Here is a 22,987-nt window from a genome sequence, read left to right as displayed (position 1 = left end):
TGCCAGCCAGCACGTTCCGGAGAAACCGTCCCATGAGCCCTCCCACGCAGATCTACGCGAAGATCACTGGTCCCATCGTCATGGTCGGCTTCGGCTCCATCGGCAAAGGCACGCTGCCGCTGATCGAGCGGCATCTCGATTACGACAAGTCGCGCGTCACCGTGATCGATCCCAAGGACGAGGGTCGCAAGGCGCATTGCGAGAAGCACAATGTCCGCTTCATCCAGAAGGCCGTGACCAAGGACAATTATCGCGAATTGCTGTCTCCGCTGCTCACCGAAGGCGGCGGCCAGGGCTTTTGCGTCAACCTCTCGGTCGATACCGGCTCCACCGACATCATGGAGCTCTGCAACGAGCTTGGCGCTCTCTATATCGACACCGTCAACGAGCCCTGGCTCGGCTTCTATTTCGATTCATCGAAGGGTCCGGAAGCGCGCTCCAACTACGCCCTTCGCGAAGTGACACTGGCCGCCAAGAAGGCGCGGCCTAAGGGCTCGACGACGGCGGTCTCCTGCTGCGGCGCCAATCCGGGCATGGTCTCCTTCTTCGTCAAGCAGGCACTGCTCAACGTCGCCGCGGATCTGAAGCTCAATGCCCCCAAGCCGAAGACCAAGGCCGAATGGGCGGATTTGATGCGGCAAGCCGGCATCAAGGGCATCCACATCGCCGAGCGCGACACCCAGTGCTCCAAGAAGCCGAAAGAGCCCGACGTCTTCGTCAACACCTGGTCGGTGGAAGGCTTCCTCTCGGAGGGCATGCAGCCGTCGGAGCTCGGCTGGGGGACCCACGAGAAATGGATGCCCGAGAATGCGCATACCCACGAGGCCGGCTGCGGCGCCGCCATCTATCTGATGCAGCCGGGCGCCAATACGCGCGTGCGCACCTGGTGCCCGACCCGCGGCGCGCAATACGGCTTCCTCGTCACCCACAACGAGTCGATCTCGATCGCCGATTACTTCACGGTGCGTGACCCATCGGGCAACGCAATCTATCGGCCGACCTGCCACTATGCCTATCATCCGGCTGACGATGCCGTGCTGTCGCTGCATGAGCTGTTCGGCCGTGCCGGCAAGATGCAGGAAAAGCACCACATTCTCGAAGAGGACGAAATCGTCGACGGCATCGACGAGCTCGGCGTGCTGCTGTTCGGCCACGACAAGAATGCGTACTGGTACGGCTCGCAGCTCTCCATCGAAGAGACCCGCGAACTCGCGCCCTACCAGAACGCCACCGCCCTGCAAGTGACCTCCGCCGTGCTCGGCGGCATGGTGTGGGCGCTGGAAAACCCGACCGAGGGCATCGTCGAAGCCGACGAGATGGATTTCGATCGTCTCCTGGAAATCCAGTTGCCCTATCTCGGCCCGGTGAAGGGCTTCTACACCGACTGGACGCCGCTGACGGATCGCCCGGGACTGTTCCCGGAAGACATCGACACCAGCGATCCGTGGCAGTTCAAGAATATTCTGGTGCGGTAATCACGACCGTCATGCCCGGGCTTGTCCCGGGCATCCACGCACTTTCCTTCAAGAGGCGCCAAAGACGTGGATGGCCGGGACAAGCCCGGCCATGACGCGATAGCTGGCGGTTCGCCTACTTCTTCTCGATCGGCGGCGCGATTTTCTCGGCCGGTGCCGGCGGCAGTGCTGGCTTGGCCGCGCCCGCCGCGCCTTGCGTCTGGGGCTCCGGCCGCGCGGGCTCGGGCGCCGGCGTGGTCGGCCGGTCGCCGCCGGGCTTGGCCTCCGCTGGCACTTTGCTCTGCTCGTCGGACGGCGTTCCCTGAAGCGGTTGCGTCGCCTGCGCCATCTGCATCCGGCTCTCGGCGCGGATTTGCGCCAGCGATATCACCGACACCACGAGTCCTGCTGCGAACAGCGAGGCTGCGATGGTCAGGTCGAGTTTCAGTCTGCGCTTGTCATTTTGGCCGGGCATGTCGATCACCGCCTTTGTCCGCGGAATCAACGAAATCGCCCCACCGGAGTTCCGTCCCCAACAAGCCGGGAACCGACCGCCTGCGCGCCAAAACGACGCGTTTATTCCGTCGTGCTGGCTTCCCAGGTGGCATGGCGCACGCCGGGCAGATGCTGCAGATCGGTCGCCACCGCGTTCAGCTCGTTCGGGTCGACCGCGCTCGCGACCAGCTTCGCGACAATCTCCAGCATGTCCTCGCCGATCTCGACGACCTCGATACCCGCCACGGGATATTTCGCACCCTCAAGCTTCTCGACGAGGCGGTCGCGCATGTCAGGCAAGGCATCGGCCGCGACCGCGAGCTTGAAATAGTAGGTCGCCTCCAGTGCCTTCTCGTTCAGCGGGATGCGGTTGATGGCGTTGACCAGCGGGCGCAGCATGGTGTTGCCGGCGATGACGAAGACCGTCAGCGCGGCCGCCTGCGCGATCATGTCGGCACCGGCGCAGGAGCCGACCGCGGCCGAGGCCCATAGCGTCGCCGCGGTGTTGAGCCCGCGCACGTCCATGCCCTGCTTCATGATGACGCCGGCGCCCAAGAAGCCGATGCCAGAGACGACATAGGAGATCACCCGCACCGCGCCGTCGGCGCCGTCCAGCTGCATCGCGAGATCGACGAAGGCGGCCGCTCCCACGGCGACCAGCACGTTGGTACGTAGGCCCGCCGTGCGCTGGCGATATTGCCGCTCGGCGCCGATCAGCGTGCCCAGTACGAAGGCCGCGATGAGGCTGATCAGCGTATCGGCGAAATCGCCCAGCTGGAAGGTCGTGAGAAATCGCATGGTCCCCTATACGGCCGGAACCATGACAGATCAAAGCTCGAGCAGGCCGCCGTCCCCATTTTCGTCGGCAAACGCCAGCAGCGTGCCCTTCGCGTTCCACGCGATCGCGGCGACGGGGGGCGTGCCGTTGCGGCGGACCAGAATTTCCGCGCCGTCTTCCAGACGTACCATCAGCACGGTGCCGTCGCTATAGCCGGCGGCGAGAATGTCGTTCTTCGGATGGCAGGCGACGACCGAGACGCGCGCCTGCAGCGGCGCGAGCATCGCAGGCTCCTTGCCCATCGGACCGTCCTTGCTGCCGAACGGCCAGATGATGACGGTGTCGGCGCCCGAGGTCGCCAGCCCCTTGCCGCCCGCGCTCCAGGACATCGAGCGGACACGGCCGGGATAGCCGGTCATGCGCATGTGCCTGTTGTCGGCGAGCCGCCAGCCGTGCAGTGCCGGCTCGTGCATCGCGGTGACGAGGAATTTGTTATCGGGACTGAAGGTGACGGCGTGATGCGAACCGGCCCAGGGCAGGAATTCGGCCGACCCCTCCATGTTCGGAAACCACAGCGTCGCGCCGTTGTAATGCGCGATGGCGAGCCGCAGGCCCTTCGGCGCGAAGGCAAGTCCGCCGACGGTCGAGGGCACCTCGAGCGACTTCTCCTCGTTCTTGCCGCTCTTCACGGTGGCGGTCTTGCCGGCCGACCATGCGAACGCGCCGTCGGTGTGCAGCGCCACCGCATCGATCCAGCGCCGCTTCGGGTCGGTCGCGAGCAGCGTCACCTCGCCCTTGGCGTCGAGCGAGACGACCTTGCCGTCGTCGCCGCCCATCACGATGCGCTTGCCGTCGGAGGCGGTGGAGAGAATGCCGCCACTGTGCACGGCGACTTTGGTGATCTCCCCCTTGGCATCGACGAAGGCGACATTCTCCTCGCCGCCGACGAAGGCGGCGCGGTCGCCGAGGAAATGCACCGAGGTCACGGCCATGCCGAGCGCAACTGGCTTGACGCGGTCGGTGACGGAGAGGATCGAGGCGGAATCGGGGGCCGGCGTAAACTCTTTCATCACGAGACGATGCAGCTCTCAAAACCCTCGCGAATGGCCTCTTCCGGCAATTCGCGGCCGATGAAGACGAGGCGGCTCTCGCGCGGCTCACCCTCCTTCCACTTCCGCTGGTGGTTGCCCTCCAGCATCATATGGACGCCCTGGAAGACGTAGCGGTCCTCGTCGTCGTGGAAGGCGAGGATGCCCTTGGAGCGCAGGATCTTGCCGCCCTCGACCTGCACCAGGTTCTGCAGCCAGGGCATGAACACGTTGGGATCGAGCGGCTTGTCGGTCTTGAGCGACAGCGACTGCATGTCCTCGTCGTGATAGTGCTTCAGGCCGTGGCCGTGATCATGATGGTGATGGTCGTGGCCGTGATGATGGTGATGATCATGGTCGTGGTCATGATCGTCGGCCTCCAGGAAATCCGGCTCGATGTCGAGGATGCGGTCGAGATCGAACGCGCCGCGGTCGAGCACGTCGGCCAAGGCCACCGAGCAGCGCTCGGTGCGGTGCAGCTTCGCATAGGGGTTGATGCCGCGGATGCGGGCCTCGACCTCGGCAAGCTCGCCCTTGCTGACGAGGTCGGTCTTGTTCAACACGATGACGTCGGCGAAGGCGATCTGGTTCTTGGCCTCGGGCGCGTCCTTGAGCCGGTCGGACAGCCATTTGGCGTCGGCGACCGTGACGACCGCATCTAACCGCGCGTTCTTCTGCACGTCCTCGTCGACGAAGAAGGTCTGGGCGACGGGCGCCGGATCGGCAAGGCCGGTGGTCTCGACGATGATGGCGTCGAACTTGCCCTTGCGCTTCATCAGGCCGTCCATGATGCGAACGAGGTCGCCGCGCACCGTGCAGCAGATGCAGCCGTTGTTCATCTCGAACACTTCCTCATCGGCGCCGATGATGAGGTCGTTGTCGATGCCGATCTCGCCGAATTCGTTGACGATGACGGCGTATTTCTTGCCGTGGTTTTCCGACAGGATACGGTTCAAAAGCGTGGTCTTGCCGGCACCGAGATAGCCGGTCAGGACAGTTACAGGAATCTTCTGGGAGGCTTCAGACATAACAACTCCGGATCGGGCTTTGTCCCGCGCGACGCGAGGCGGGGTGGCCCCTGCCCTAATGGTCAAGCGCGCTGGTCAGGGCCTTTATATTGTGCCTGACCATGTCAATGTAAGTGGGTGCGGGCCCCTTTTCGCCGGTCAAACCGTCTGAAATCAGGGTCCCGCCGACCTTGGCCCCGGTCTCGGCCGCGATCCGCCGGATCAGGCGGTCGTCGCTGATATTTTCGAGAAATACCGCCGGGATCCTCGCGGCCTTGATCTGGCCGATGATGACCGCGATGTCCCGGGCGCTGGGCTCGGTTTCGGTGGAGACGCCCAGGGGGGCGATAAACTGGATACCGTATTCGGTCGCGAAATAGCCGAAGGCATCGTGGGTGGAGATCACCTTGCGCCGCTCGGTTGGGATTTTAGCCACGGCCTCGCGGACCTCGCGGTCGAGCGTTTCGAGCTTTTCCAGATAGGCCTTGGCCTGGGCGCGAAAGAAGTCGGCCTCGTCAGGATCGGCCGCGGCCAGCGCATCGGCGATATCAGCCACGTAAACCTTGGCGTTGGGGACGGACTGCCAGGCGTGCGGATCGGCGGCCGAGCCAAGCTTCAGCGGCACGATGCCGGCACTGGCGGTGACGACAATTGCCTTGCTGCCGGAGGACTGCACGAGGCGCGGCAACCAGCCCTCCAGCCCAAGACCGTTGACGATGACGAGCTTCGCCTCCGCGATGCGCTTCGCATCACGTGGCGCCGGCGTGTAGACATGGACGTCGCTGTCGGCCCCGACCAGCGTCGTTAGATTGATCCTGTCACCGCCGACATTGCGGACGAAATCGGCGAGGATCGAGAAGCTCGCGACGACGTTGAGTCGCTCGGCCGCCTGGAGCGGCGAGGTGATCAGCAGGAGCACGCAAAGCAGGATAGGCCGCATCGTCACGCTTCCAGATGCCGGCCGGGAAACATCTGCCGGACGATGCCGCCGACACGCCCAAACAGCACGGAGACGATGTAGAGCACTGTCGCGACGAGAATGACCGCAGGGCCCGACGGCACGCGGGTCTGGAACGACAGCACGAGCCCGGCATAGCCGGAGACAGCGGCGGCGATCACGGCGATGCAGATCATGGCGGTGAGATCGCGCGACCAGAACCGGGCGATGCCCGCCGGCAGGATCATCAGGCCGACCGCCAAGAGCGTTCCAAGCGCCTGGAATCCGTTGACGAGGTTGATCACGACCAGCGCCAGGAAGGCGAGATGCGCAGGTCCCCCGGCGCGGCTCACCGTGCGCAGGAACAAGGGATCGACGCTCTCGATGACCAGCGGGCGGTAGATCACGGCGAGCACGAGCAGCGTCACGGTGGCGTTGAAAGCGACCACCAGCAGGGTCTGGTCGTCCATCGCGAGGATGTTGCCGAACAGCACGTGTAAGAGGTCGATATTGGTGCCCTTGATCGAGACGATGCTGACGCCGAGCGCCAGCGAGGCCAGGTAGAAGGTCGCGAGCGAAGCGTCCTCCTTCAGCCCGGTCGAGCGCGCGACCACGCCAGCGAGGATCGCGACCGCAAAGCCTGCGATCAGGCCGCCCGCCGTCATCGCGAACAGATTGAGGCCTGAGAGCAGGAAGCCGATTGCGGCGCCCGGCAGGATCGCGTGCGCCATGGCGTCGCCGACGAGGCTCATCCGCCGCAGCATCAGGAACACGCCGATCGGCGCGCCGGCCAGCGCCAGCGCGATCACGGCGGCGAGCGCGCGCCGCATGAACTCGAATTCGGTGAACGGGCCGATCAGCGCGTCGTAGAGCATCGGATATCAGGCCGCCCGCGAAGGGGCATCGTCAGCCGCGCAGGCCGCCGCGCTGTCGTCGAAGGCCTCGCACATCCGCATCGCGACCAGCAGGTTTTCCGGCGTCAGCACGTCCGCCGTAGGTCCCCACGCGACCGGGCCACGCGCCAGCACAAGCGTCTCGCTGAAATGGTTGCGCACCATCTCCATGTCGTGCAGCGCCGCGAGCACGGTGCGGCCCTCGCCGTGCCATTGCTTGACCAGCGCGAGCAGATCGGCGGTGGTCTTGGCATCGATGGCGTTGAAGGGCTCGTCCAGCACGATCAGGCTCGCGTCCTGGAGCAACACGCGCGCGAACAGCACGCGCTGCATCTGGCCGCCGGAGAGCGTGCCGATCGGGCGATTCTCGAAGCCATTGAGGCCAACGGACGCGATCGCGCGCAGAATCTTTTTCCGCGCGGCCCTGCCGATGCCGCCGAACAAGCCGGCATCGCGCCACAGCCCGGTGCCGACGAAATCGAACACCGAAATCGGGAAACTGCGGTCGATCTCCGCGCTCTGCGGCAGGTAGGCGATGTCCCTGGCGTCGAGCCCGCCGAGATGGATGCTGCCGTCGAGCGGCTTGAGGATGCCGACGATGCCGCGCAGCAGGGTCGACTTGCCGGCGCCGTTCGGGCCGATCACGGCGACCAGCGCACCTCGCGCGACCTCGCCGTTGAGGTGGTGCACGGCCGGATGCCGGTCATAGCCGAGCGTGACGTTGTGAAAGTGCAGCGCCGCCATCGTCACCTCATCGCCAGGAAGACCACGCCCCAGAGCACGGCACAGACGGCGAGCGCGGCCGCGAGGCGCGCGGCCATGGTCATGCGCAGGATCGACCACGGCGCCTCCTGGGCGGGATGCGGCGAGGCTGCATCGTGGACATGGGCGTGACTGTGGTCGTGCCCATGCCCGTGCGCATGGGAATGGCCGGGAGCATGGTCGTGATGATGGGCGTGGGACGCGGCGGGAACCATGCCCGGGACGTTATATTATAACATTACGCCTGTCCACGCCGGCTCACGGCTTGCCGATCACCATCGCGATGGCGGCTGCCACGAAGGGAAATGGCACCGACACGGCACAGCGGAACCAGACGAAACGGGCCGGCATGAACGGGATTTCCCACAAGATCACCCGCTGGAAGGCAAATAGGGCCCAGGCGACGACATAGGCCACCACCTGCGGCACCCCGCCGCCCGACTTCAGCGCCACGGTGCCGATGGAGAAGCCGATCACGGGCCCGCCGGGCGTCGCCGCGCCGGCGACCACGGCGGTCGCAACGCCGAGCCAGCCGCTGTCCGGCCCGAGCCAGCCGGTGATCACCTGCTGCGGGATGATGGCAGCGATGTAGCCGGAGCCGATCACCCCGAGCGCAATCCGCGGCACGATGTTGATGAAGTCCATCGAGCCTTCGCGCAACGAGGCCTTGAACACCGGAGGGCCGCGGCGGAAGGCGATCAGCCCGACGCCAAGCACCGAGCCCCACAGCAGGATGTCGATCAGAAGCGCGGCGCTCATGCCGCGTCCTCGTCGCTGGCGCGCTTCGGATAGAGCCGGACATAGACGAAGCGCCCGAGCGCGCCGGCGAGCACCGGCAACGGCAGCGAGATCAGGATCCGCCACAATGTGAAATCGGTGCCCATGATCGGAATTTCCCAGGCCACCGCCCGGCCATAGCCGATCAGGGTCCAGCTCACGACCATGGCGATGGTGGCGCCGAAATCGGCGCCGACCGCGAGCAACGCGCTCGCCACGGGATAGGCGGTGAAGGGCCCGCCGGGCAGAATCGCGCCGAAGGCGGTGCCGATCAGAAGGCCCATCAAGCCCGATTTCGGCCCGAGCGAGCGCGAGACTTTTTCGTGCGGCAGGATTTCCGAGATGAAGGCCCCGAGCAGGCAGCCGGCGAGCACGCGCGGCAGGATGCCTGAGAACAGCGAGAGATCGTGGGTCAGGATGTCGAGAACGCCGTCGGTGCCGTCACGCCGCCAGACCAGCGCCGCACTCACCGCGACCAGCGCCGCGATGATGATGGTCGACCAGCCGATCGGCTTGCGGACCCGCCCGGGCCGCGGCTCGGACTCCGCGTCCTCAGCTGGCGCCGGGGTGTTCGGGGAAGGTTCTGACAATTGGGGGGAGCGGCTCAAGGGTGATGCCCGTCCTGATTAAGGGCGCCGCCGAAGCGATGCAAACGGTGTGATGGCAGACCCATGCGCGTGCCGCGCAGGGCAATTCCGCACAGCAAAAAAGGCGGCCGCGTATGCGACCGCCTTGTCGTCATCCGGGGCGGCGCGTCAGCGCCGAACCCGGTATCCACCAGGCGTCAGCCTGAGTGGATAAATGGATTCCGGGGTTCGCGCTTCGCGCCCCGGAATGACACTCAGGCCTTGTCGAACAAGGACTCGACGTATTCCCAGTTCACGAGGTTCTCGACGAACGCCTTGAGATAGTCGGGACGGCGGTTGCGGTAGTCGATGTAGTAGGAGTGCTCCCAGACGTCGCAGCCGAGGATCGGGGTGGCGCCGTGCACCAGCGGATTCTCGCCGTTCGGGGTCTTGGAGATCTCGAGCTTGCCGTTCTTGACCTGGAGCCAGCACCAGCCGGAGCCGAACTGGCCGACGCCGGCCGCCTGGAAGTCGGTCTTGAACTTCTCGAAGCCGCCGAGGTCCTCGTTGATCTTCTTCTCGAGCTTGCCGGGCAGCTTGGTGCCGCCCCCATTGGGCTTCATCCAGCTCCAGAAGTGAATGTGGTTGTAGTGCTGGCCGGCATTGTTGAACACCGCGGGGTTCTTGCCGAACGAGCCCTTGACGATCTCCTCAAGGGACTTGCCTTCCCATTCGGTCCCCTTGAGCGCGTTGTTGCCGTTGGTGACGTAGGCCTGATGATGCTTGTCGTGGTGGAATTCCAGCGTCTCCTTCGACATGAACTGGCCAAGGGCGTCATAGGCGTAAGGGAGTGGGGGCAGCGTAAAGGTCATGGGTTCTTGTCCGCAACTGGGTGGAGAACGAGTTCTAACGGTCATCCCTTATAGAAGGTTCCGCGGCCGTTAAATACCGCCAATTTGCGAAAACGCGTGATGCGACAGCTTGGCCGGATTGCACAAAATCGACGCAAGCGTAGACGTTCTGCCGCAGGCGAGACGCGCCGACGAAAAATATCATTGCCTTTGAACCGCTTATGACAGAACGAATGCGCCACGAAGCGGAGCTCCGAAGAACCAAGCCATGAGCATCGAGATCGACATTTTGAACGGCGACGCCTCGTGGCCGATTGCAGAGCCGCTGCATCAGGCGGTCTGGGGATCAGACCTCATCGCGGATAAGCCCTGGGCCCACGTCAAATGGGCCAATGCCGATCTGCGCGTGCTGATCGAGACCCCCCGAGGATGGCCTGGTCTGCCATGTCGGCATCTATTTCCGCACCGTCATCTGGAACGGGCAGAAGGTCCATATCGGCGGCATCGGCGGGGTCTGCACGCGGGAGGACAAGCGCGGCCGTGGCTATGCAACCGTGGCGATCGACGCGGCGGTCCACACCATGCGCGCCAACGAGGCCGTTCGCTTCGCGCTGCTGTTCTGCGAACCTCACAATTTTTCCTTCTACGAGACCCGGAGCTGGCTGCCCTTCAAGGGCGAGGCCTATTGCGAACAGCCGGAGGGGCGCATCCGCTTCACCCACATGGCGCCCTACGTCTTCAACATCGTCCGCGCGCCGACCCTGGGCATCATCGACCTATGCGGCCTGCCCTGGTGAGCCCTGCGTGAGCGAGGGCTGGCCGGCGGCCGCACGTCCTATAATATGTCGATCATCATTCAATATTCCGCCCGGTGAACATGACGATCGACGCTCCCCTAGACGCCGTCCCGCCGCGTGCACCGGCCGCCTCCCCCATGGCCAGCCTGGTGACGGCGCCGATCCTGCCGACGCTGCTCCGACTCGCAATCCCCAACATGATCGCAATGGTCGGCAGCACGCTGGTCGCGATCGCCGAGACCTCCTATATCGGCCGGCTCGGCACCATCCCGCTCGCCGCGATCGCGCTGGTGTTTCCGTTCGCCATGCTGACGCAGATGATGAGTGCGGGGGCGATGGGCGGCGGGGTGTCCTCCGCGATCAGCCGTGCGCTCGGCGCCGGCGATCGTGACCGCGCCGCGACACTGGCGCTGCATGCCGCCATCATCGGCCTCTGCGGCGGGCTGTTCTTCACGGTGATGATGCTCGTCTTCGGCCGCTCCTTCTTCACTCTGCTCGGCGGCCGCGACCGCGTCCTGGAGGAAGCCAGCGGCTATTCGCAGGTGCTGTTCTCCGGCGCGGTCGCGATCTGGGTCGTCAACACGCTGGCCTCGGTGATCCGCGGCACCGGCGACATGCGCCTGCCCTCGATGACGCTGATCGGGGCGAGCCTGCTCCAGGTTGTGCTCGGCGGCACGCTGGGTCTCGGCCTGTTCGGCGTGAAGCAATTCGGCATGCCTGGCGTCGCGAGCGGCCAATTGATCGCGTTCAGCTGCGCCGCGATCTTCTTCCTCTGGTATCTATGGTCCGGCCGCAGCCGGCTGCAGCTCGACTTCCGCGCCTTCCATTTCGAGCGCGCGATGTTCCTGGACATTCTCAAAGTCGGCGCGGTGGCCTGCCTGTCGCCGCTTCAGACCGTGCTCACGATCCTGATCTTCACGAAGATCCTGGCGACCTTCGGCACCGAGATGCTGGCTGGTTACGGCATCGGCTCGCGGCTGGAATTCCTGCTGATCCCGATCACATTCGCCTTCGGAATCGCCTCGGTGCCGATGGTCGGCATGGCGATGGGCGCCGGACATTTGAAGCGGGCGCGGCGTGTCGCCTGGACCGCGGCTGCGGCCTCCGGACTCACGGTCGGCCTGATCGGGCTCGTCATCGCGCTCGATCCCGCGCTGTGGGTCGCGCTGTTCACGCGGGATCCTGGCGTCACCGCCGCGGCGCACAGCTATTTCCACTGGGCCGGCCCAGCCTTCGTGTTCTTCGGCATGGGCGTGTCGCTGTATTTCTCCTCGCAAGGCGCGGCGCACGTCGGTGGTCCCGTGCTGGCCTCCACCGCGCGACTTCTGATCGTCGCGATCGGCGGCATCGGCCTCATGACGGCGCAAGCGCCGGCCTGGACCTTGTTCGCGCTGGTTGGCGGCGCCATGGTCGTGTTCGGCCTGTCGACTGCGGCCTCGGTCGCCTTCGCGCGCTGGGGCAAATGAGCGCAGTCCAATAAACGCAGGAATGTGATTCCATCAAGCGTTGCACTATCCCTCCGGGCTGCTATGGAGGCGCTCCAATTTCGGGGCCCTCTCCATGACTTCCAGATTCGCTGCTCTCATCGTCCTTCTTGCCGCGCTGGTTGGCGCATCTGCCGCTCATGCGCAGAACGCCGACGGGACATGGCTGACCCAGGCGGGTGATGCGCGCGTCAAGATCACCAAGTGCGGCGGCGGCATCTGCGGCCACATCGTCTGGCTCCGCGAGCCCATGGACACCGCGACCGGCCAGCCCGCCACCGACAGCAAGAATCCCAATCCCGCGCTCGCCAAGCGCCCGATGATCGGTTTGCCGTTGTTCAGCGGCATGCAGCCCTCCGGTCCGAGCAAATGGTCGGGCCAGATCTACAATGCCGACGACGGCAGCCCCTATGCCAGCAGCATCACGGTAACGGGAGCCGATTCGCTGCGGGTCGAAGGCTGCGTCGGCGCGCTCTGCGGCGGCGAGAGCTGGACGCGCGCGGGGCGGTAACCCCGCTTTCGTGTCCCGGACGCGATGCAGCGTGCAACGCTGCTTCGCAGAGCCGCGACCCAGAAAGCAGCATGGTACGAGAAGAAGAGGTGGGCCCCGGCTCAGCAGCGCATCATTTCATGCTGCGCTGCGTCCGGGGCACAAGAACCTCTCACGCCGTCATCGCCTTCAGCGCCGTCGCCGCCGAAGCGTAGCCGCCCCGCGCCCCGTCGATGAAATGCACGTGGTCGCTGCGCAGCGCCGACGGCGTGAAGCAGGTCATCATCGCGGCATCCTGCTGATGGAGGCCGTAACGCACGATCCCGTCGCGCGCGGCGGCCGCGAGACGGTCGCTCAACGCGCGCTCGAGCTGCGGGGTGCAGTCGAGAATCATGCGCAGGCCGTCGTCATACTTCCTGAAGTCCGAGTTCTCGACGACCTGGCGCCGGTAGAGGTCGGGCACGAAACCGCCGACCTTGAGGTCGAAGCGCATGATCAGATAGACGAACAGCGTAGTGGCCAGCACCCGGGCTCGGCGCGCAAGCAACGGGCCGCCGCGCCTGGTGCGGGCTTCGTATTCCAGCCCCTGCGGCGGCCATTTCAGCGGGGGTCCCTGCGGCGGCACCGGACGGGCGCCGTCCGGGCTGCGCTCGACGAGATGGATAATGTCCTCGATCACCTTGCGGAAGGCATGCGGGTCGGCGCCGCGCGTCGGCATCACCAGAACCGACAGGATCAGCCCGCGCGAGGCCGGCATCATCTCGAAGCGGCAGGACAGTCCGGACAGGTCAGGCTGCGCGCCCGCCGGCGCCTCTGCGACCGCGAACTCGCCGCGCTTCATCGCGGCGTCGGCGAAGGCGAGCCCGCCGCCGGAGAACATCGCATAGGACAGGTTCGCCGACGGACCGAAGCGCGCGACCCGAACGTCGAGGCCGCGCGCGCGAATGGCGCTTACCGGCACCAGCGCGACGCGCATCCTCAGGTCGAGATCCTCCCGCACCCAGGTGGCGGTCGCGGCGAGTGCGTCGCGCGCCGCATCGAGATCGCCGGGCCCGACCGCAAAGCTTGCGCCGTCCCCGCCGAACACGAAGGGGAATTCCCGCCCCTCCAAGGCGTTCGTCACTGCCGCGATCACGGCCGCACCGGCCATGTTGACCGCCTTGTAGCGCTGCGCCGCGATCGCCTTGGTGGAATCGACGATATCGGCAACGCCGATGCTCCAATCGTCCGGGAGCGGCGCATAGAGCGCAGGGTCCATCAGGCTGGTGAAGCCGCGGAAAACGGGAATGCCGCCATAGAAGGATTCGCCTGAGGTCATCGGGGATGCCGGATGGTTGGAACGTGCTACAAATACGTGGCAGGATCGATCCGGGTTCGCCGGCCGGCGGCCCTTTCGATCATTGGCTGAAACCGGCCAGGACAACAAGATGCGGCGGCAACAAGATGCGGCCGCGTTGCATTGCTGCAGCGGGGCATTGATCGGCATCAAACGACCCGCCGGGGAGTGCGGCTATCGTCGCTCAGCTCCAAGGATTGCATGGGATGATCGAGGTGTCGGACTTCGGCAACAAGGACTCCACCGCTCCGGTCCGTCGGCGCACGGGCATCGATCCGATCAGCGCGGTGAAAATGCCCGAAAGACTGACGGAGGCCGTCGATGCCTGGGCTGAAGCCCATCGCCTGACCCGCGCGGAGGCGATCTGCAAGCTGATCGAGCTGGCCCTGAAGATCGCGCCCCCGGTGCTCTCCCCGGAGCACCCGATCGCGTCAGAGGCCACCAGGATCGAGGAGATCGCAGTCCATGAGATCGAAGCGCTGCTCGATCCCGCATTGCCGGCGGACGAACGCGAGCGCCGCATCCGCCGCCTCACCGAGGGGCCACCGGAATTTTCCCACGAACGAGTTGACCTGCCGAAGGACCCGCCGAAGCACCGGACGTGAGCAGCAAAAGCACAATCCGGAAAAGTGCGCAGCGGTTTCCCGAAACGATCATGCTCAAAACAGTATTCTAAAGCGCGATGATGACTTTTCCTAATCTCACCGCGCTTCAGTGCAGCTTCTCGTCCTGACGCTTGCGCAAGCTCTCGAGAGACGCATCATGGCAGCCGATCAGCCGCACGAATTGCTGCGGGTACATTTCATGGCCGTGACTGCCGGAATTCTGATGCGTCATCGGCGGGCAGTGGACATCATCCAAATCCGGCTTGGCGCGGGAATGCTCCGTCCGGCCCTGATTTGAAGCGGTCGTAATTGGCATGGCCATGGACTGCTCCCTGTCAATTAGGGCAGATCGATTGACGTAACCCAATCGATTGCGGGGCATCTTACGACCAAATCCGGCTGAATGTCATTGGGCCGGATCAACGCGATTATGGCGGCGGAGTTCCGCTTAGGCCGTATTCCCTGCGTCGATGGTGAAGACGGTCCCGGTGACGTTGCGGCCGCCTTCTCCCAGCAGGTATTCCACCATGCGCGCGACGTCGTCCGTCTCCGGCAGGCGGCGCAGCGCGCTGCGGCCGGCGATGCGCTTGCGCCCCTCGTCGGAAAGATTGTGCGTGAGCTCGGTGTCGATGAAGCCCGGCGCGATCGCATTCACGGTGATGCCGACCTTGCCGACCTCGCGCGCCAGCGAGCGGGTGAAGCCGGTGGCCGCCGCCTTGGTCGCACCATAGACGGACAGGCCGTTATAGCCGGTCGTCGCAATGATCGAGGAGACGTTGATGATACGCCCAGCACCGTCCGCCATCATCTGCCGCGCCACATATTTGGTGAGGATGATCGGCGACAGCACGTTGAGCTGCACCAGCGCCTCGATCTCGGAATTATGCATGGTGGCGAGCAGGCCTTCGGTGCCGAGGCCGGCATTGTTGACGAGGCCGTAGACCGGGCCGAACTCGTCGCGCACGAGCTTTGCGAAGGCCGGGATCGCGTCGATCACGGCGAGATCGCAGGGACGGAAATGCAGGCGCCCCTCGGATTCGGCGATTGCGCCCTTGAGCTCCTCGCTCTCGCGCCGCGCCACTGCGATCACGTTGTAGCCGACACCGACGAGGCGTCTGCCGATCGCGAGGCCAATGCCGCGGCTGCCGCCGGTGACGAGAACGTTATGATGCATCGGTGCGCGCCAGTTTTCCGGCCGGGGTGACATCGAGCGCCTCGACGAAGCGGATCACCGCCGGCACCTTGTGCGAGGCGAGCTGCGCGCGACACTGAGCCAGGATCTGGTCGCGGATTTCCTTGACCCGCGCCTGGTCGGTGCCGTCGGCCAGGATCACGTCGGCGACCACGATGCCGCCGGTGATCGGACTCTTGCGCGACTTGGCCCGCGACATCCGCACGTCCGGATGGCGGTTGATGACCGCCTCGATCTCTTCGGGGTGGACCTTCAACCCGCCGATATTGATGATGCCGCCGCGGCGGCCGACGAAATAATAGCGGTCGCCGCGGAGCTCGACGATGTCGCCGCTGTCGACAAATCCGTCGTCATCGGTGAGCGCTGCGGCGCTGCGGCCGACATAGGCATGCGCGGTGCGCGTCGAGCGGATCCGCAGCGAACCGTCGATCACTTTCATCTCGACGCCGTTGCGATTACCGAGATAGTCGGCCGGAAAGCCTTCCAGCCCGTCATTCACGGCGAAGCCGACGCCGGCTTCGGTCGAGGCATAGGCATGACCGACTGAGGAATTGGGGAATGCCGCCTTCAACCCGTCGAGTACCGCCTGGTCGGCGATTTCACCGGAGAGGCGGACGTAAGCCGGGGCGAATTGCGCGGCAGAGCCGCTCATCAGGAGCTTGCGCCAGTGCGACGGCGTGCCGGAGATGTGCGAGACGCCACGCGCCTTCAGCCGCGCGACGTGATCGCCGAGCGCCTCATGCGGATCCGACAATACCATCGAGCCGCGGGAGAGAATGGCGCGGAGGAAGATTTGCAGGCCGCCATAGCGGCGGATGTCGTAGAACGTCGCCCACACCGGCGCAGATCCGCGCGCGGGCCCTTCCGCGACGATCGCGCCGGTCAGCGCTTCCAGCGTGTGACCGACGATCTTCGGCACGCCCGAGGTGCCCGAGGTGAGCATCAGCCATTCCGTGGCGCGCTCGGTCTTGGCCGGCGCGGTGGCTTCCAGCGGCAATTGTGCGGTGACGACGAGCGATATGCCCGAATTGGCCCAGCGACCGGCTTCGTCGGTGACGACGGCATCGATCCCGGCGTCCGCGATCAGCGCGTCGAGATGCGCCGGGTTGAGATCGGGCGGGCACAGCAGCATGCGGCGGGCGATGCCGTCGAGCTCGATCATGGCAAGTCCCGACCGGAGCTGGTCGGACAATTTGAGCAGCACGGAGCGGCCCGACAGTTCGCTCAACCGGCCGCCGAGGACCGTCTGCGACAGGATGTCGGTCAGCGACACGACATGCTGCGCATCGGAGATCGTGCGGACTTTCAGCTCCGCGCCGAGATGGTCGCGAAGTGCAAAGATCTCACGCGGGGACATTTTCGTAGGCCCGCACGAAATCGCCCACCGTGGCGGGGAATGCTGCGTCCTCGGAAATGGTGAAGGGGTCGACGCCGGTGTCGTCCTCGAGACGCGCGACCAGAATGGCAAAGGCGAGCGAGTCGAAGCCCGTCTCATGCAGCGACAAATCGTCCGACAGCTCCGGAAGCGTGACGTTCTGCTCCTTGGCGATCTGCCTGATCGCCTCGATGACCTTAGACCTTACCGACATGGCTGGCTCGCTTTGTTATCGTTGGTGTTGCGGCGGCTCTTGCTGGCCGCCTCCCCATGGCCGCTTGTTTACCCGGGAGAAGTAAATGCCTTCTTGGACAATTCAGGTAAAATTGGACCTATCTGCTGATTTTGGCGGGATCTACAGCCTGATCGAGCCGCCTATGACTCGTGCATGCGCCTCGGCGTCCAGCAGGACATAGGCCCCGGTTCTCGAATCCACCATGAGAAGCGGATCGGAGATCGTGGCGGGATCGAAGCCTTCCCGCGACAGATCGCCTTTCTTCTGCTTGAAGGTCTCGGTCGCATCGAGCTCGCGGGAAATGCGGATGAAGACCGGGCGCGCATAGGCCGGCAGGCGCTGCGCCAGATGTGCGGGCAGCGCATCGATGTTAAAGCCCTCGTTGACGACGATCGCGCTCATGCCGGCGCGGCCGTCGGCGCCGGGGATGCTGACGCCATAGGTAGTGGCGTCGACCACGCCGGCGAAATCGCGCATCGCATCGTTCACCTCCGAGGTCGCGACGTTTTCGCCCTTCCAGCGAAACGTATCGCCGATACGATCGACGAAATGGAAGAACCCCTTGTCGTCGATCCGCATCAAATCGCCGGTGCGAAACCAGGCGTCACCCCTGGCAAACACATCGCGAAGAATCTTCTTCTCGGTTTCGCCGGCGTCGGTATAGCCCTCGAAGCGGCCGCCGCCTTCATCGGCTGTGCCGATGCGGCCGATGGCTTCGCCGGCCTCGCCGCGGGCGCAGGGGAGGCAAAATCCTTCTTCATTGCGCAGCGGCGCGCCACTGTCGGGATCGAGCTTGACGAGATTGGCAGGGAAGCGATGCGCGAGCAGCGGCGGAATGCGGCCGATCGCGCCCGGCTGTCCCTCGACGTTGAACAACGAAAAATTGCCTTCCGTCGCCGCGTAGAATTCGAGGATACGGGGAATGGCGAAACGCGCCTGAAAGTCTTCCCAGATGTCGCCGCGCAGGCCGTTGCCGCAAACGAGGCGGAGACGGTGGCGGTTCTCGTATTCCGACGGCGGCGCCTTGAGCAGGTAACGACAGAGCTCGCCGATATATTGAAACAGCGTGCAGTCGTGACGGACGATGTCGGACCAGAAATGCGAGGCCGAGAATTTCTCCGAGATCAGCACCGAGCCGCCGGCAGCGAGCATGCTGCATGGCGCGACGATGCCGCCCACCGAGTGGAACAACGGCAGGCAATCATAGAGCCGGTCTTGCGGGCTCGCGCCGGTGAGGCCGGCGAACCAGAAGCCCCAGTTGAGAATGCGGCGATGGCTGATGCTGGCGGCCTTCGGCAGGCCAGTGGTGCCGGAGGTGTAGATCAGCAACGCACGGTCGTCGATGGTGACCTCGCCGTGCTCCTCCGGCGAGAGGGGAGCGTCGTCCAGCACCGCAAGCGCGACGTCGATGGCGCGATCACTGCGGGCATCGCCATGCGTCCAGACCTTGGCCTGGGTTTTCAGGTGCGGCGTTGAGCTCTCCCACATTTCCGTCAGCTGATGCGCCACGATGATGTGCGAGGGCTTGGCGACGTCGATGCAATGCGCGAGCGACGACCCAACCAGCTTGGTGTTGAGGAGCGCGACCACACCGCCGACCCGGCTGATCCCGAGCCACGCCGCGACGTAGTCGGTACCGTTCGGCACGATCAACGCGACGATATCACCCTTGGCCACGCCGACCGAGCGCGCCCAGCGCGCGTAGCGATTGATGCGCTTCGACAGGCCCGCGTAGTCGAGACTTGCGTCATCCGCGAGCAGCGCGACGCGGTCGGGCTGGCGCTGCGCCCAATCATCGACGACATCGGCGAACAGACGTCCCGGCAGAGTTTCGATCCGCGCGGTGAGCTCGATGGCCTTCAACCAGATCTTTGAAGCCGAAGGCGCGCGCTCGGCTTTCGGTCGTTCGATGATACCGGTTGTCATGCCGTTCATTCTTTCGGGCGTGTCTGCTGTTTCCCGGCAGCTTAGCTCGCGCGTCCTGCCCAGGTGTTAAGAGACAAAGTAAAGGCCGATTAGTGCACGATTAACTCTAGTGATCCTTTACCAAGCCGACGGGATCGGCGTGCGCCGGGGCACAGTTCTTGCGATAGCAACGTGAGAATGGGAATGCAGACCATGATCACCAGACGACATTTCCTCCAGGCTGCCGCCTGCGCTGCAGCTACGCTCGCCGCGCCGCGCGCTTTTGCTCTCGGTAACCCCTCCTATCCCTCGCATAGCGTGAAATGGGTGGTGCCTTACGCGCCGGGTGGCGCGACCGACCTGCTGTCGCGGCTGCTCTGTCAGCGACTGTCCGACCGGCTCGGCCAGACCTTCGTGGTCGAGAACAAGCCCGGCGCCGGCAGCAATATCGGGACACAGGCGGTCATCACTTCGGCACCCGATGGCTACACACTGCTGCTGACCTCGACCGCGAACGCGATCAACGCCTCGTTCGATCCGGCGCTGCCGTATGATTTCGCCAAGGGCATCGCACCGGTTGCCGGCGTCGCACGAATTCCGCTGGTGCTGGTCGTCAACAACGACCTGCCGGTGAAGACCGTGGCCGACTTTATCGCCTACACCAAGGCTAATCCCGGCAAAGTGTCGATCGCCTCCTCGGGCATCGGCACCTCGCTGCATCTCTCGGGCGAATTGTTCAAGTCGATGGCCGGCGTGCAGTTCACCCACGTTCCCTATCGTGGCTCGGCGCCGGGCTTGACCGACGTGATGAGCGGGCAGATCCAGGGCATGTTCGACAACGTCACCTCGTCCTTTGAGCTGGTGCGCGCCGGCAAGCTGCGCGCGCTCGGCATCACCACGCGTGAGCGCTCGGAGATCCTGCCCGACGTGCCACCGATCGCCGACACGCTGCCCGGTTATGAGACGAGCTCGTTCTACGGCGTCGGCGCCCCGCGCGATACGCCGGGCGAGATCATTGAACTGCTCAATCGCGAGATCGACGCCGCTTTGTCCGATTCCGGTATCAAGGCCCGCATCGCCGAGCTCGGCGCCGTCCCGCTGCACGGCAACGCCAGCGAGTTCGGTGGCATGCTTGCGGCCGAGACCGACCGCTGGCGCAAGGTGGTCGAGCTGTCGGGGATTAGGAAGGACTAACGCGCGATGAGATTTGGATGATCGTCATCGCGCCTTAGGTTGTTGTTTGCGCATGGTTTTTCCGAAAATCCGCTTCGCATTTTTCCGGATCATGCTTTAGCGCGCGGCGCCGCACGCGAAGCGGGAGCGCCGGCCCGCCCGACGCTAACCGCTACGCTCGTGACGCCAGCGCCGCGGCGGCTCTTGGAACGGATAATACGGATTGAGATCGCAGATCGCGGAGCGGCCGAGAGCGGTGGCGCGGCACTGTGGCAACGAGGTGAAGGAGCAGTCGTACCACTCCCCACCACCACCGTTCGCACCTGAATAAACATGCATGCAGACGGGGTAACGCGGATCAAAGGTCTGCGCATGCGACGGCGCGGCCGTGAACAGTGCGCCGGCGGTCATGATCAAGCCGAACGAGAAGCGCATGAACTATATTCCAATATGCTGCATCGCGGGTCGCTAATGCACCCTCTTGTAACGCTTGCGCGGTGGCGGCGGCTCGTCGAAGGCGTAATAGGGATTGACGTCGCAGCTGGCCGAGCGGCCCGACGCGGTCGCACGGCACTGCGGCAGCGAGGTGAAGGAGCAGTCGAAATAGTCGCCGCCGCCACCACCGAAGCTGCCGGGCGTATAGACGTGCATGCACACCGGATAGCGCGGATCATAGGTCTGGGCGCTGGCATCTGCCGCGACGAACAGCGTGGCAATCGCGGTAAGGGTCAAAATCGACAGACGCATGGACTTAATCCTCGAATCGACGGCGCCGGCGGGTCTGATGCCGACCGCCTGCTATGGCATAACGCAAGGCCGGCGGCGACTGTTCCTAGCGACAGATGACGGCAAGGTGACCGCAGCTCCCAGAGTCGCTAGGCGCCGAGCCCCTGCAACACGAGCCGGTTCAGCCTCGCGGCAAACGCAGCCGGGTCTTCCGGCAATTCGCCGTCCAGGATTTGCGCCTGTTCGAGTAAGAGCAGGCTGAGATCGTCGACCGTTTTCGAGCCGGCTTGCGCCTTGGTGATCGCAGTCACCAGCGGATGGCGCAGATTGATCTCGAGGATCGGCTTGGTCCGCATGCCCCTGTTCTGCTGCGACAGGATGCGCTCGAGCTCGCGGCTCGGGCCCTGGCTGTCGGCGACGAGGCAAGAGGCCGAGTTGGTCAGGCGCGTCGAAGCCTTGACGTCGCTGACGCGCTCGCCGAGCGCGGCCTTGATCATGGCGATGATGGCGGCCTCATCCGCGGCCGGCTCTTCCTTCTTCGACTCGTCCTTGTCGTCGATGCACGGGATCAGGTCGAGATTGAGGTCGCCCTGGCTCAGCGATTTCAGCGGCTTGCCCTCGAACTCCGACGGCATCGAGGTCCAGAAGGCGTCGACGGGATCGGACAGCAGCAGCACCTCGATGCCGCGCGCGGTTGCCGCTTCGAGCCGCGGATTGGACTTCAACCGCTCGATGCTGTCGCCGACGAGATAATAGATCTCGGTCTGGTTCGGCTTGAAATCCGCGATGACCTGCTTCAGCGAACGCTTCTCGCCCGACGTCGTGGTGAAGCGCGACAGTGCCAGCAGCTTTTCGCGCCGCTCGAAATCCTCGTAGATGCCTTCCTTGAGCACCGTACCGAACGCGTCCCAGGTCTTGGCAAAATTCTCCGCATCCTTCTCGGCGAGGCTTTCGAGCTCCGACACCACCCGGGTCGCCACCGCCTTGCGGATCTGCGCCAGTTGCGGATTGTTCTGGAGCATCTCGCGGGAGATGTTGAGCGGGAGATCCTCGCTGTCGACGACGCCGCGGATGAAGCGCAGATACCCCGGCAACAGATCGGCATCATCGGTGATGAAGACCCGGCGGACGTAAAGCTTCACCCGGCCCTTGCGGTTCGGCTCGAACAGGTCGAACGGCTTGGTCGAGGGCGCGAACAGCAGCACGGCGTAGGAGTAGCGGCCTTCGGCACGGTAATGCAGCGTCATCGCGGGATCGTCGAAGGCGGACGCGATCTGCTGATAGGCCTTCTTGTAGTCTTCCGCCGTGAGCTCGGATTTCGAGCGCTGCCACAGCGCGCTCGCCGAATTGATCTGGCGCGGCTCGCCTTCTTCCGGCACGAGCTCGATGGGAAACAGGATGTTGTCGGAATAGGCACCGACGATGCGCTCGATCTCGAAAGCCTCGAGATATTTCTTGGCATCGTCCTTCAGGTGCAGGACGATCTCGGTGCCGCGGGTCACGCGCGCCGCCTCCTCGTCGGTGGCACGGACGATCTCGAAGCCGGAGCCGCCGGAGGAGGTCCAGCTCCAGACGTCGCTCTCGCCGGCGCGGCGGCTGATGACGACGATCTTCTCGGCGACCATGAAGGCGGAATAGAAGCCGACGCCGAACTGGCCAATCAGGCCGAGGCCGTCCTTGGCCTCCTTCAGCTTCGACACGAACGCCTTGGTGCCGGAGCGGGCGATGGTGCCGAGATGGTCGATCAGCTCCTGCCGCTCCATGCCGATGCCGTTGTCGGCGATCGCGAGCGTCTTGGCCTGCTTGTTGGGAATGATGCGAATCTTGAGCGCGTCGCCCTCGCCGAGCAGCGCCGGGCTGGCGATCGCCTCGTAGCGCAGCTTGTCGCAGGCGTCGGAGGCGTTGGAGACGAGCTCGCGCAGGAAGATGTCGGTCTCGGAATAGACGGAATGCACCATGAGGTGCAGAAGCTCGGAAACCTCGGCCTGGAAAGGCTGCGTATGCACAGCCGTGTCTGACGTCGTCATGCGTTTACCCGGTCAAAACAAAAGGGAAGAAACC

At 64.8% G+C, this 22,987-nt stretch carries 25 protein-coding genes and 1 pseudogene; 6 read left to right on the top strand and 20 right to left on the bottom strand.

The features are described from left to right. Positions 1-32 precede the first annotated feature (32 nt). Positions 33-1,475, top strand: a complete 1,443-nt coding sequence (locus UNPA324_RS26845) for a homospermidine synthase (protein ID WP_141936781.1) — start codon at positions 33-35, stop codon at positions 1,473-1,475. 115 nt (positions 1,476-1,590) lie between these two features. On the opposite strand, the gene UNPA324_RS35335 is transcribed toward UNPA324_RS26845, so the two are convergent. From UNPA324_RS35335 to UNPA324_RS26790, 11 genes are all read right to left on the bottom strand, one after another. Next, positions 1,591-1,929, bottom strand: coding sequence for a hypothetical protein (locus UNPA324_RS35335; RefSeq protein WP_164936535.1), 339 nt, complete (start codon positions 1,927-1,929; stop codon positions 1,591-1,593). A gap of 101 nt (positions 1,930-2,030) precedes the next feature. After that, complete coding sequence (locus UNPA324_RS26835) at positions 2,031-2,747, bottom strand: MgtC/SapB family protein (protein WP_128921710.1); 717 nt, start codon at positions 2,745-2,747, stop codon at positions 2,031-2,033. A 30-nt stretch (positions 2,748-2,777) separates the two neighbouring features. Next, complete coding sequence (locus tag UNPA324_RS26830) at positions 2,778-3,797, bottom strand: WD40 repeat domain-containing protein (RefSeq protein ID WP_181769527.1); 1,020 nt, start codon at positions 3,795-3,797, stop codon at positions 2,778-2,780. Next, a complete protein-coding gene (locus UNPA324_RS26825; protein ID WP_128921712.1) occupies positions 3,797-4,843 on the bottom strand; it encodes a CobW family GTP-binding protein in 1,047 nt (348 codons plus the stop codon). The genes UNPA324_RS26830 and UNPA324_RS26825 overlap by 1 nt, the downstream gene beginning before the upstream one ends. 55 nt (positions 4,844-4,898) lie before the next feature. Further along, complete coding sequence (locus UNPA324_RS26820; protein WP_141936774.1) at positions 4,899-5,762, bottom strand: metal ABC transporter solute-binding protein, Zn/Mn family; 864 nt, start codon at positions 5,760-5,762, stop codon at positions 4,899-4,901. A gap of 2 nt (positions 5,763-5,764) precedes the next feature. Beyond that, complete coding sequence (locus UNPA324_RS26815; RefSeq protein ID WP_141936771.1) at positions 5,765-6,634, bottom strand: metal ABC transporter permease; 870 nt, start codon at positions 6,632-6,634, stop codon at positions 5,765-5,767. A gap of 6 nt (positions 6,635-6,640) precedes the next feature. Continuing rightward, positions 6,641-7,396: a metal ABC transporter ATP-binding protein gene (locus tag UNPA324_RS26810; protein ID WP_164936537.1), complete on the bottom strand. Its 756-nt coding sequence runs from the start codon at positions 7,394-7,396 to the stop codon at positions 6,641-6,643. A gap of 2 nt (positions 7,397-7,398) precedes the next feature. Continuing rightward, complete coding sequence (locus UNPA324_RS26805) at positions 7,399-7,629, bottom strand: hypothetical protein (protein ID WP_128921716.1); 231 nt, start codon at positions 7,627-7,629, stop codon at positions 7,399-7,401. Between the two features lie 43 nt (positions 7,630-7,672). Next, positions 7,673-8,173 carry a hypothetical protein gene (locus UNPA324_RS26800; RefSeq protein WP_141936768.1) on the bottom strand — a complete coding sequence of 167 codons (501 nt, stop codon included), beginning with the start codon at positions 8,171-8,173 and terminating at the stop codon, positions 7,673-7,675. After that, on the bottom strand, positions 8,170-8,781 hold the full coding sequence (locus UNPA324_RS26795; protein WP_128921718.1) for a permease: 612 nt from the start codon (positions 8,779-8,781) through the stop codon (positions 8,170-8,172). The genes UNPA324_RS26800 and UNPA324_RS26795 overlap by 4 nt, the downstream gene beginning before the upstream one ends. Before the next feature lie 251 nt (positions 8,782-9,032). After that, positions 9,033-9,629 carry a superoxide dismutase gene (locus UNPA324_RS26790; RefSeq protein WP_014491764.1) on the bottom strand — a complete coding sequence of 199 codons (597 nt, stop codon included), beginning with the start codon at positions 9,627-9,629 and terminating at the stop codon, positions 9,033-9,035. A gap of 247 nt (positions 9,630-9,876) precedes the next feature. Between UNPA324_RS26790 and UNPA324_RS26785 the strand changes: the two are divergent. The 3 genes and pseudogenes from UNPA324_RS26785 (at position 9,877) to UNPA324_RS26775 (ending at position 12,400) form a co-directional block, all read left to right on the top strand. Next, positions 9,877-10,405 (top strand): annotated as a pseudogene (locus tag UNPA324_RS26785) (GNAT family N-acetyltransferase). Positions 10,406-10,485: 80 nt separating this feature from the next. After that, a complete protein-coding gene (locus UNPA324_RS26780; protein ID WP_181769526.1) occupies positions 10,486-11,871 on the top strand; it encodes an MATE family efflux transporter in 1,386 nt (461 codons plus the stop codon). A gap of 94 nt (positions 11,872-11,965) precedes the next feature. Next, entirely contained in the window at positions 11,966-12,400 is a 435-nt protein-coding gene (locus tag UNPA324_RS26775; protein WP_141936762.1) for a DUF2147 domain-containing protein, read from the top strand. Between the two features lie 151 nt (positions 12,401-12,551). Here UNPA324_RS26775 and UNPA324_RS26770 read toward each other — a convergent pair whose 3' ends face one another. After that, entirely contained in the window at positions 12,552-13,697 is a 1,146-nt protein-coding gene (locus UNPA324_RS26770) for a DUF3095 domain-containing protein (RefSeq protein WP_141936759.1), read from the bottom strand. Positions 13,698-13,921: 224 nt separating this feature from the next. Between UNPA324_RS26770 and UNPA324_RS26760 the strand changes: the two genes are divergently transcribed. Beyond that, on the top strand, positions 13,922-14,320 hold the full coding sequence (locus UNPA324_RS26760; protein WP_141936756.1) for a hypothetical protein: 399 nt from the start codon (positions 13,922-13,924) through the stop codon (positions 14,318-14,320). 106 nt (positions 14,321-14,426) lie between these two features. Here the strand turns inward: UNPA324_RS26760 and UNPA324_RS35795 are convergent, their stop codons facing one another. The 5 genes from UNPA324_RS35795 to UNPA324_RS26735 form a co-directional block, all read right to left on the bottom strand. Beyond that, positions 14,427-14,642, bottom strand: a complete 216-nt coding sequence (locus tag UNPA324_RS35795) for a hypothetical protein (protein ID WP_128921723.1) — start codon at positions 14,640-14,642, stop codon at positions 14,427-14,429. Between the two features lie 126 nt (positions 14,643-14,768). Continuing rightward, entirely contained in the window at positions 14,769-15,494 is a 726-nt protein-coding gene (locus tag UNPA324_RS26750; protein WP_141936754.1) for an SDR family NAD(P)-dependent oxidoreductase, read from the bottom strand. Beyond that, complete coding sequence (locus UNPA324_RS26745; RefSeq protein ID WP_181769524.1) at positions 15,484-16,869, bottom strand: class I adenylate-forming enzyme family protein; 1,386 nt, start codon at positions 16,867-16,869, stop codon at positions 15,484-15,486. The genes UNPA324_RS26750 and UNPA324_RS26745 overlap by 11 nt, the downstream gene beginning before the upstream one ends. After that, a complete protein-coding gene (locus UNPA324_RS26740; RefSeq protein ID WP_028134192.1) occupies positions 16,856-17,101 on the bottom strand; it encodes an acyl carrier protein in 246 nt (81 codons plus the stop codon). The genes UNPA324_RS26745 and UNPA324_RS26740 overlap by 14 nt, the downstream gene beginning before the upstream one ends. A 141-nt stretch (positions 17,102-17,242) precedes the next feature. Further along, entirely contained in the window at positions 17,243-19,057 is a 1,815-nt protein-coding gene (locus UNPA324_RS26735; protein WP_141936752.1) for a long-chain-acyl-CoA synthetase, read from the bottom strand. Positions 19,058-19,240: 183 nt separating this feature from the next. Between UNPA324_RS26735 and UNPA324_RS26730 the strand changes: the two genes are divergently transcribed. Continuing rightward, positions 19,241-20,221 carry a Bug family tripartite tricarboxylate transporter substrate binding protein gene (locus UNPA324_RS26730; RefSeq protein ID WP_141936751.1) on the top strand — a complete coding sequence of 327 codons (981 nt, stop codon included), beginning with the start codon at positions 19,241-19,243 and terminating at the stop codon, positions 20,219-20,221. A gap of 144 nt (positions 20,222-20,365) precedes the next feature. On the opposite strand, the gene UNPA324_RS26725 is transcribed toward UNPA324_RS26730, so the two are convergent. From UNPA324_RS26725 to htpG, 3 genes are all read right to left on the bottom strand, one after another. Further along, positions 20,366-20,635 carry a DUF3551 domain-containing protein gene (locus tag UNPA324_RS26725; protein ID WP_141936748.1) on the bottom strand — a complete coding sequence of 90 codons (270 nt, stop codon included), beginning with the start codon at positions 20,633-20,635 and terminating at the stop codon, positions 20,366-20,368. 33 nt (positions 20,636-20,668) lie between these two features. After that, entirely contained in the window at positions 20,669-20,947 is a 279-nt protein-coding gene (locus UNPA324_RS26720) for a DUF3551 domain-containing protein (protein ID WP_141936746.1), read from the bottom strand. Between the two features lie 128 nt (positions 20,948-21,075). Beyond that, the gene (gene htpG, locus UNPA324_RS26715) at positions 21,076-22,953 is read right to left on the bottom strand and encodes a molecular chaperone HtpG (protein ID WP_141936745.1); all 1,878 of its coding nucleotides are present in this window, start codon (positions 22,951-22,953) and stop codon (positions 21,076-21,078) included. Positions 22,954-22,987: the final 34 nt, after the last annotated feature.

It is taken from the genome of Bradyrhizobium sp. UNPA324 (assembly GCF_006658635.1).
GTDB lineage: Bacteria > Pseudomonadota > Alphaproteobacteria > Rhizobiales > Xanthobacteraceae > Bradyrhizobium > Bradyrhizobium nanningense.
The sequence above is the reverse complement of the archived record's forward strand: the minus strand, read 5'-3'. Positions and strand labels throughout refer to the sequence as shown.

Coding starts and splice junctions, on each gene's coding strand:
- UNPA324_RS26845 (WP_141936781.1), top strand. CDS start 33: ATGAGCCCTCCCACGCAGATCTACGCGAAGATCACTGGTCCCATCGTC.
- UNPA324_RS35335 (WP_164936535.1), bottom strand. CDS start 1,929: ATGCCCGGCCAAAATGACAAGCGCAGACTGAAACTCGACCTGACCATC.
- UNPA324_RS26835 (WP_128921710.1), bottom strand. CDS start 2,747: ATGCGATTTCTCACGACCTTCCAGCTGGGCGATTTCGCCGATACGCTG.
- UNPA324_RS26830 (WP_181769527.1), bottom strand. CDS start 3,797: ATGAAAGAGTTTACGCCGGCCCCCGATTCCGCCTCGATCCTCTCCGTC.
- UNPA324_RS26825 (WP_128921712.1), bottom strand. CDS start 4,843: ATGTCTGAAGCCTCCCAGAAGATTCCTGTAACTGTCCTGACCGGCTAT.
- UNPA324_RS26820 (WP_141936774.1), bottom strand. CDS start 5,762: ATGCGGCCTATCCTGCTTTGCGTGCTCCTGCTGATCACCTCGCCGCTC.
- UNPA324_RS26815 (WP_141936771.1), bottom strand. CDS start 6,634: ATGCTCTACGACGCGCTGATCGGCCCGTTCACCGAATTCGAGTTCATG.
- UNPA324_RS26810 (WP_164936537.1), bottom strand. CDS start 7,396: ATGGCGGCGCTGCACTTTCACAACGTCACGCTCGGCTATGACCGGCAT.
- UNPA324_RS26805 (WP_128921716.1), bottom strand. CDS start 7,629: ATGGTTCCCGCCGCGTCCCACGCCCATCATCACGACCATGCTCCCGGC.
- UNPA324_RS26800 (WP_141936768.1), bottom strand. CDS start 8,173: ATGAGCGCCGCGCTTCTGATCGACATCCTGCTGTGGGGCTCGGTGCTT.
- UNPA324_RS26790 (WP_014491764.1), bottom strand. CDS start 9,629: ATGACCTTTACGCTGCCCCCACTCCCTTACGCCTATGACGCCCTTGGC.
- UNPA324_RS26780 (WP_181769526.1), top strand. CDS start 10,486: ATGACGATCGACGCTCCCCTAGACGCCGTCCCGCCGCGTGCACCGGCC.
- UNPA324_RS26775 (WP_141936762.1), top strand. CDS start 11,966: ATGACTTCCAGATTCGCTGCTCTCATCGTCCTTCTTGCCGCGCTGGTT.
- UNPA324_RS26770 (WP_141936759.1), bottom strand. CDS start 13,697: ATGACCTCAGGCGAATCCTTCTATGGCGGCATTCCCGTTTTCCGCGGC.
- UNPA324_RS26760 (WP_141936756.1), top strand. CDS start 13,922: ATGATCGAGGTGTCGGACTTCGGCAACAAGGACTCCACCGCTCCGGTC.
- UNPA324_RS35795 (WP_128921723.1), bottom strand. CDS start 14,642: ATGGCCATGCCAATTACGACCGCTTCAAATCAGGGCCGGACGGAGCAT.
- UNPA324_RS26750 (WP_141936754.1), bottom strand. CDS start 15,494: ATGCATCATAACGTTCTCGTCACCGGCGGCAGCCGCGGCATTGGCCTC.
- UNPA324_RS26745 (WP_181769524.1), bottom strand. CDS start 16,869: ATGTCCCCGCGTGAGATCTTTGCACTTCGCGACCATCTCGGCGCGGAG.
- UNPA324_RS26740 (WP_028134192.1), bottom strand. CDS start 17,101: ATGTCGGTAAGGTCTAAGGTCATCGAGGCGATCAGGCAGATCGCCAAG.
- UNPA324_RS26735 (WP_141936752.1), bottom strand. CDS start 19,057: ATGAACGGCATGACAACCGGTATCATCGAACGACCGAAAGCCGAGCGC.
- UNPA324_RS26730 (WP_141936751.1), top strand. CDS start 19,241: ATGATCACCAGACGACATTTCCTCCAGGCTGCCGCCTGCGCTGCAGCT.
- UNPA324_RS26725 (WP_141936748.1), bottom strand. CDS start 20,635: ATGCGCTTCTCGTTCGGCTTGATCATGACCGCCGGCGCACTGTTCACG.
- UNPA324_RS26720 (WP_141936746.1), bottom strand. CDS start 20,947: ATGCGTCTGTCGATTTTGACCCTTACCGCGATTGCCACGCTGTTCGTC.
- htpG (WP_141936745.1), bottom strand. CDS start 22,953: ATGACGACGTCAGACACGGCTGTGCATACGCAGCCTTTCCAGGCCGAG.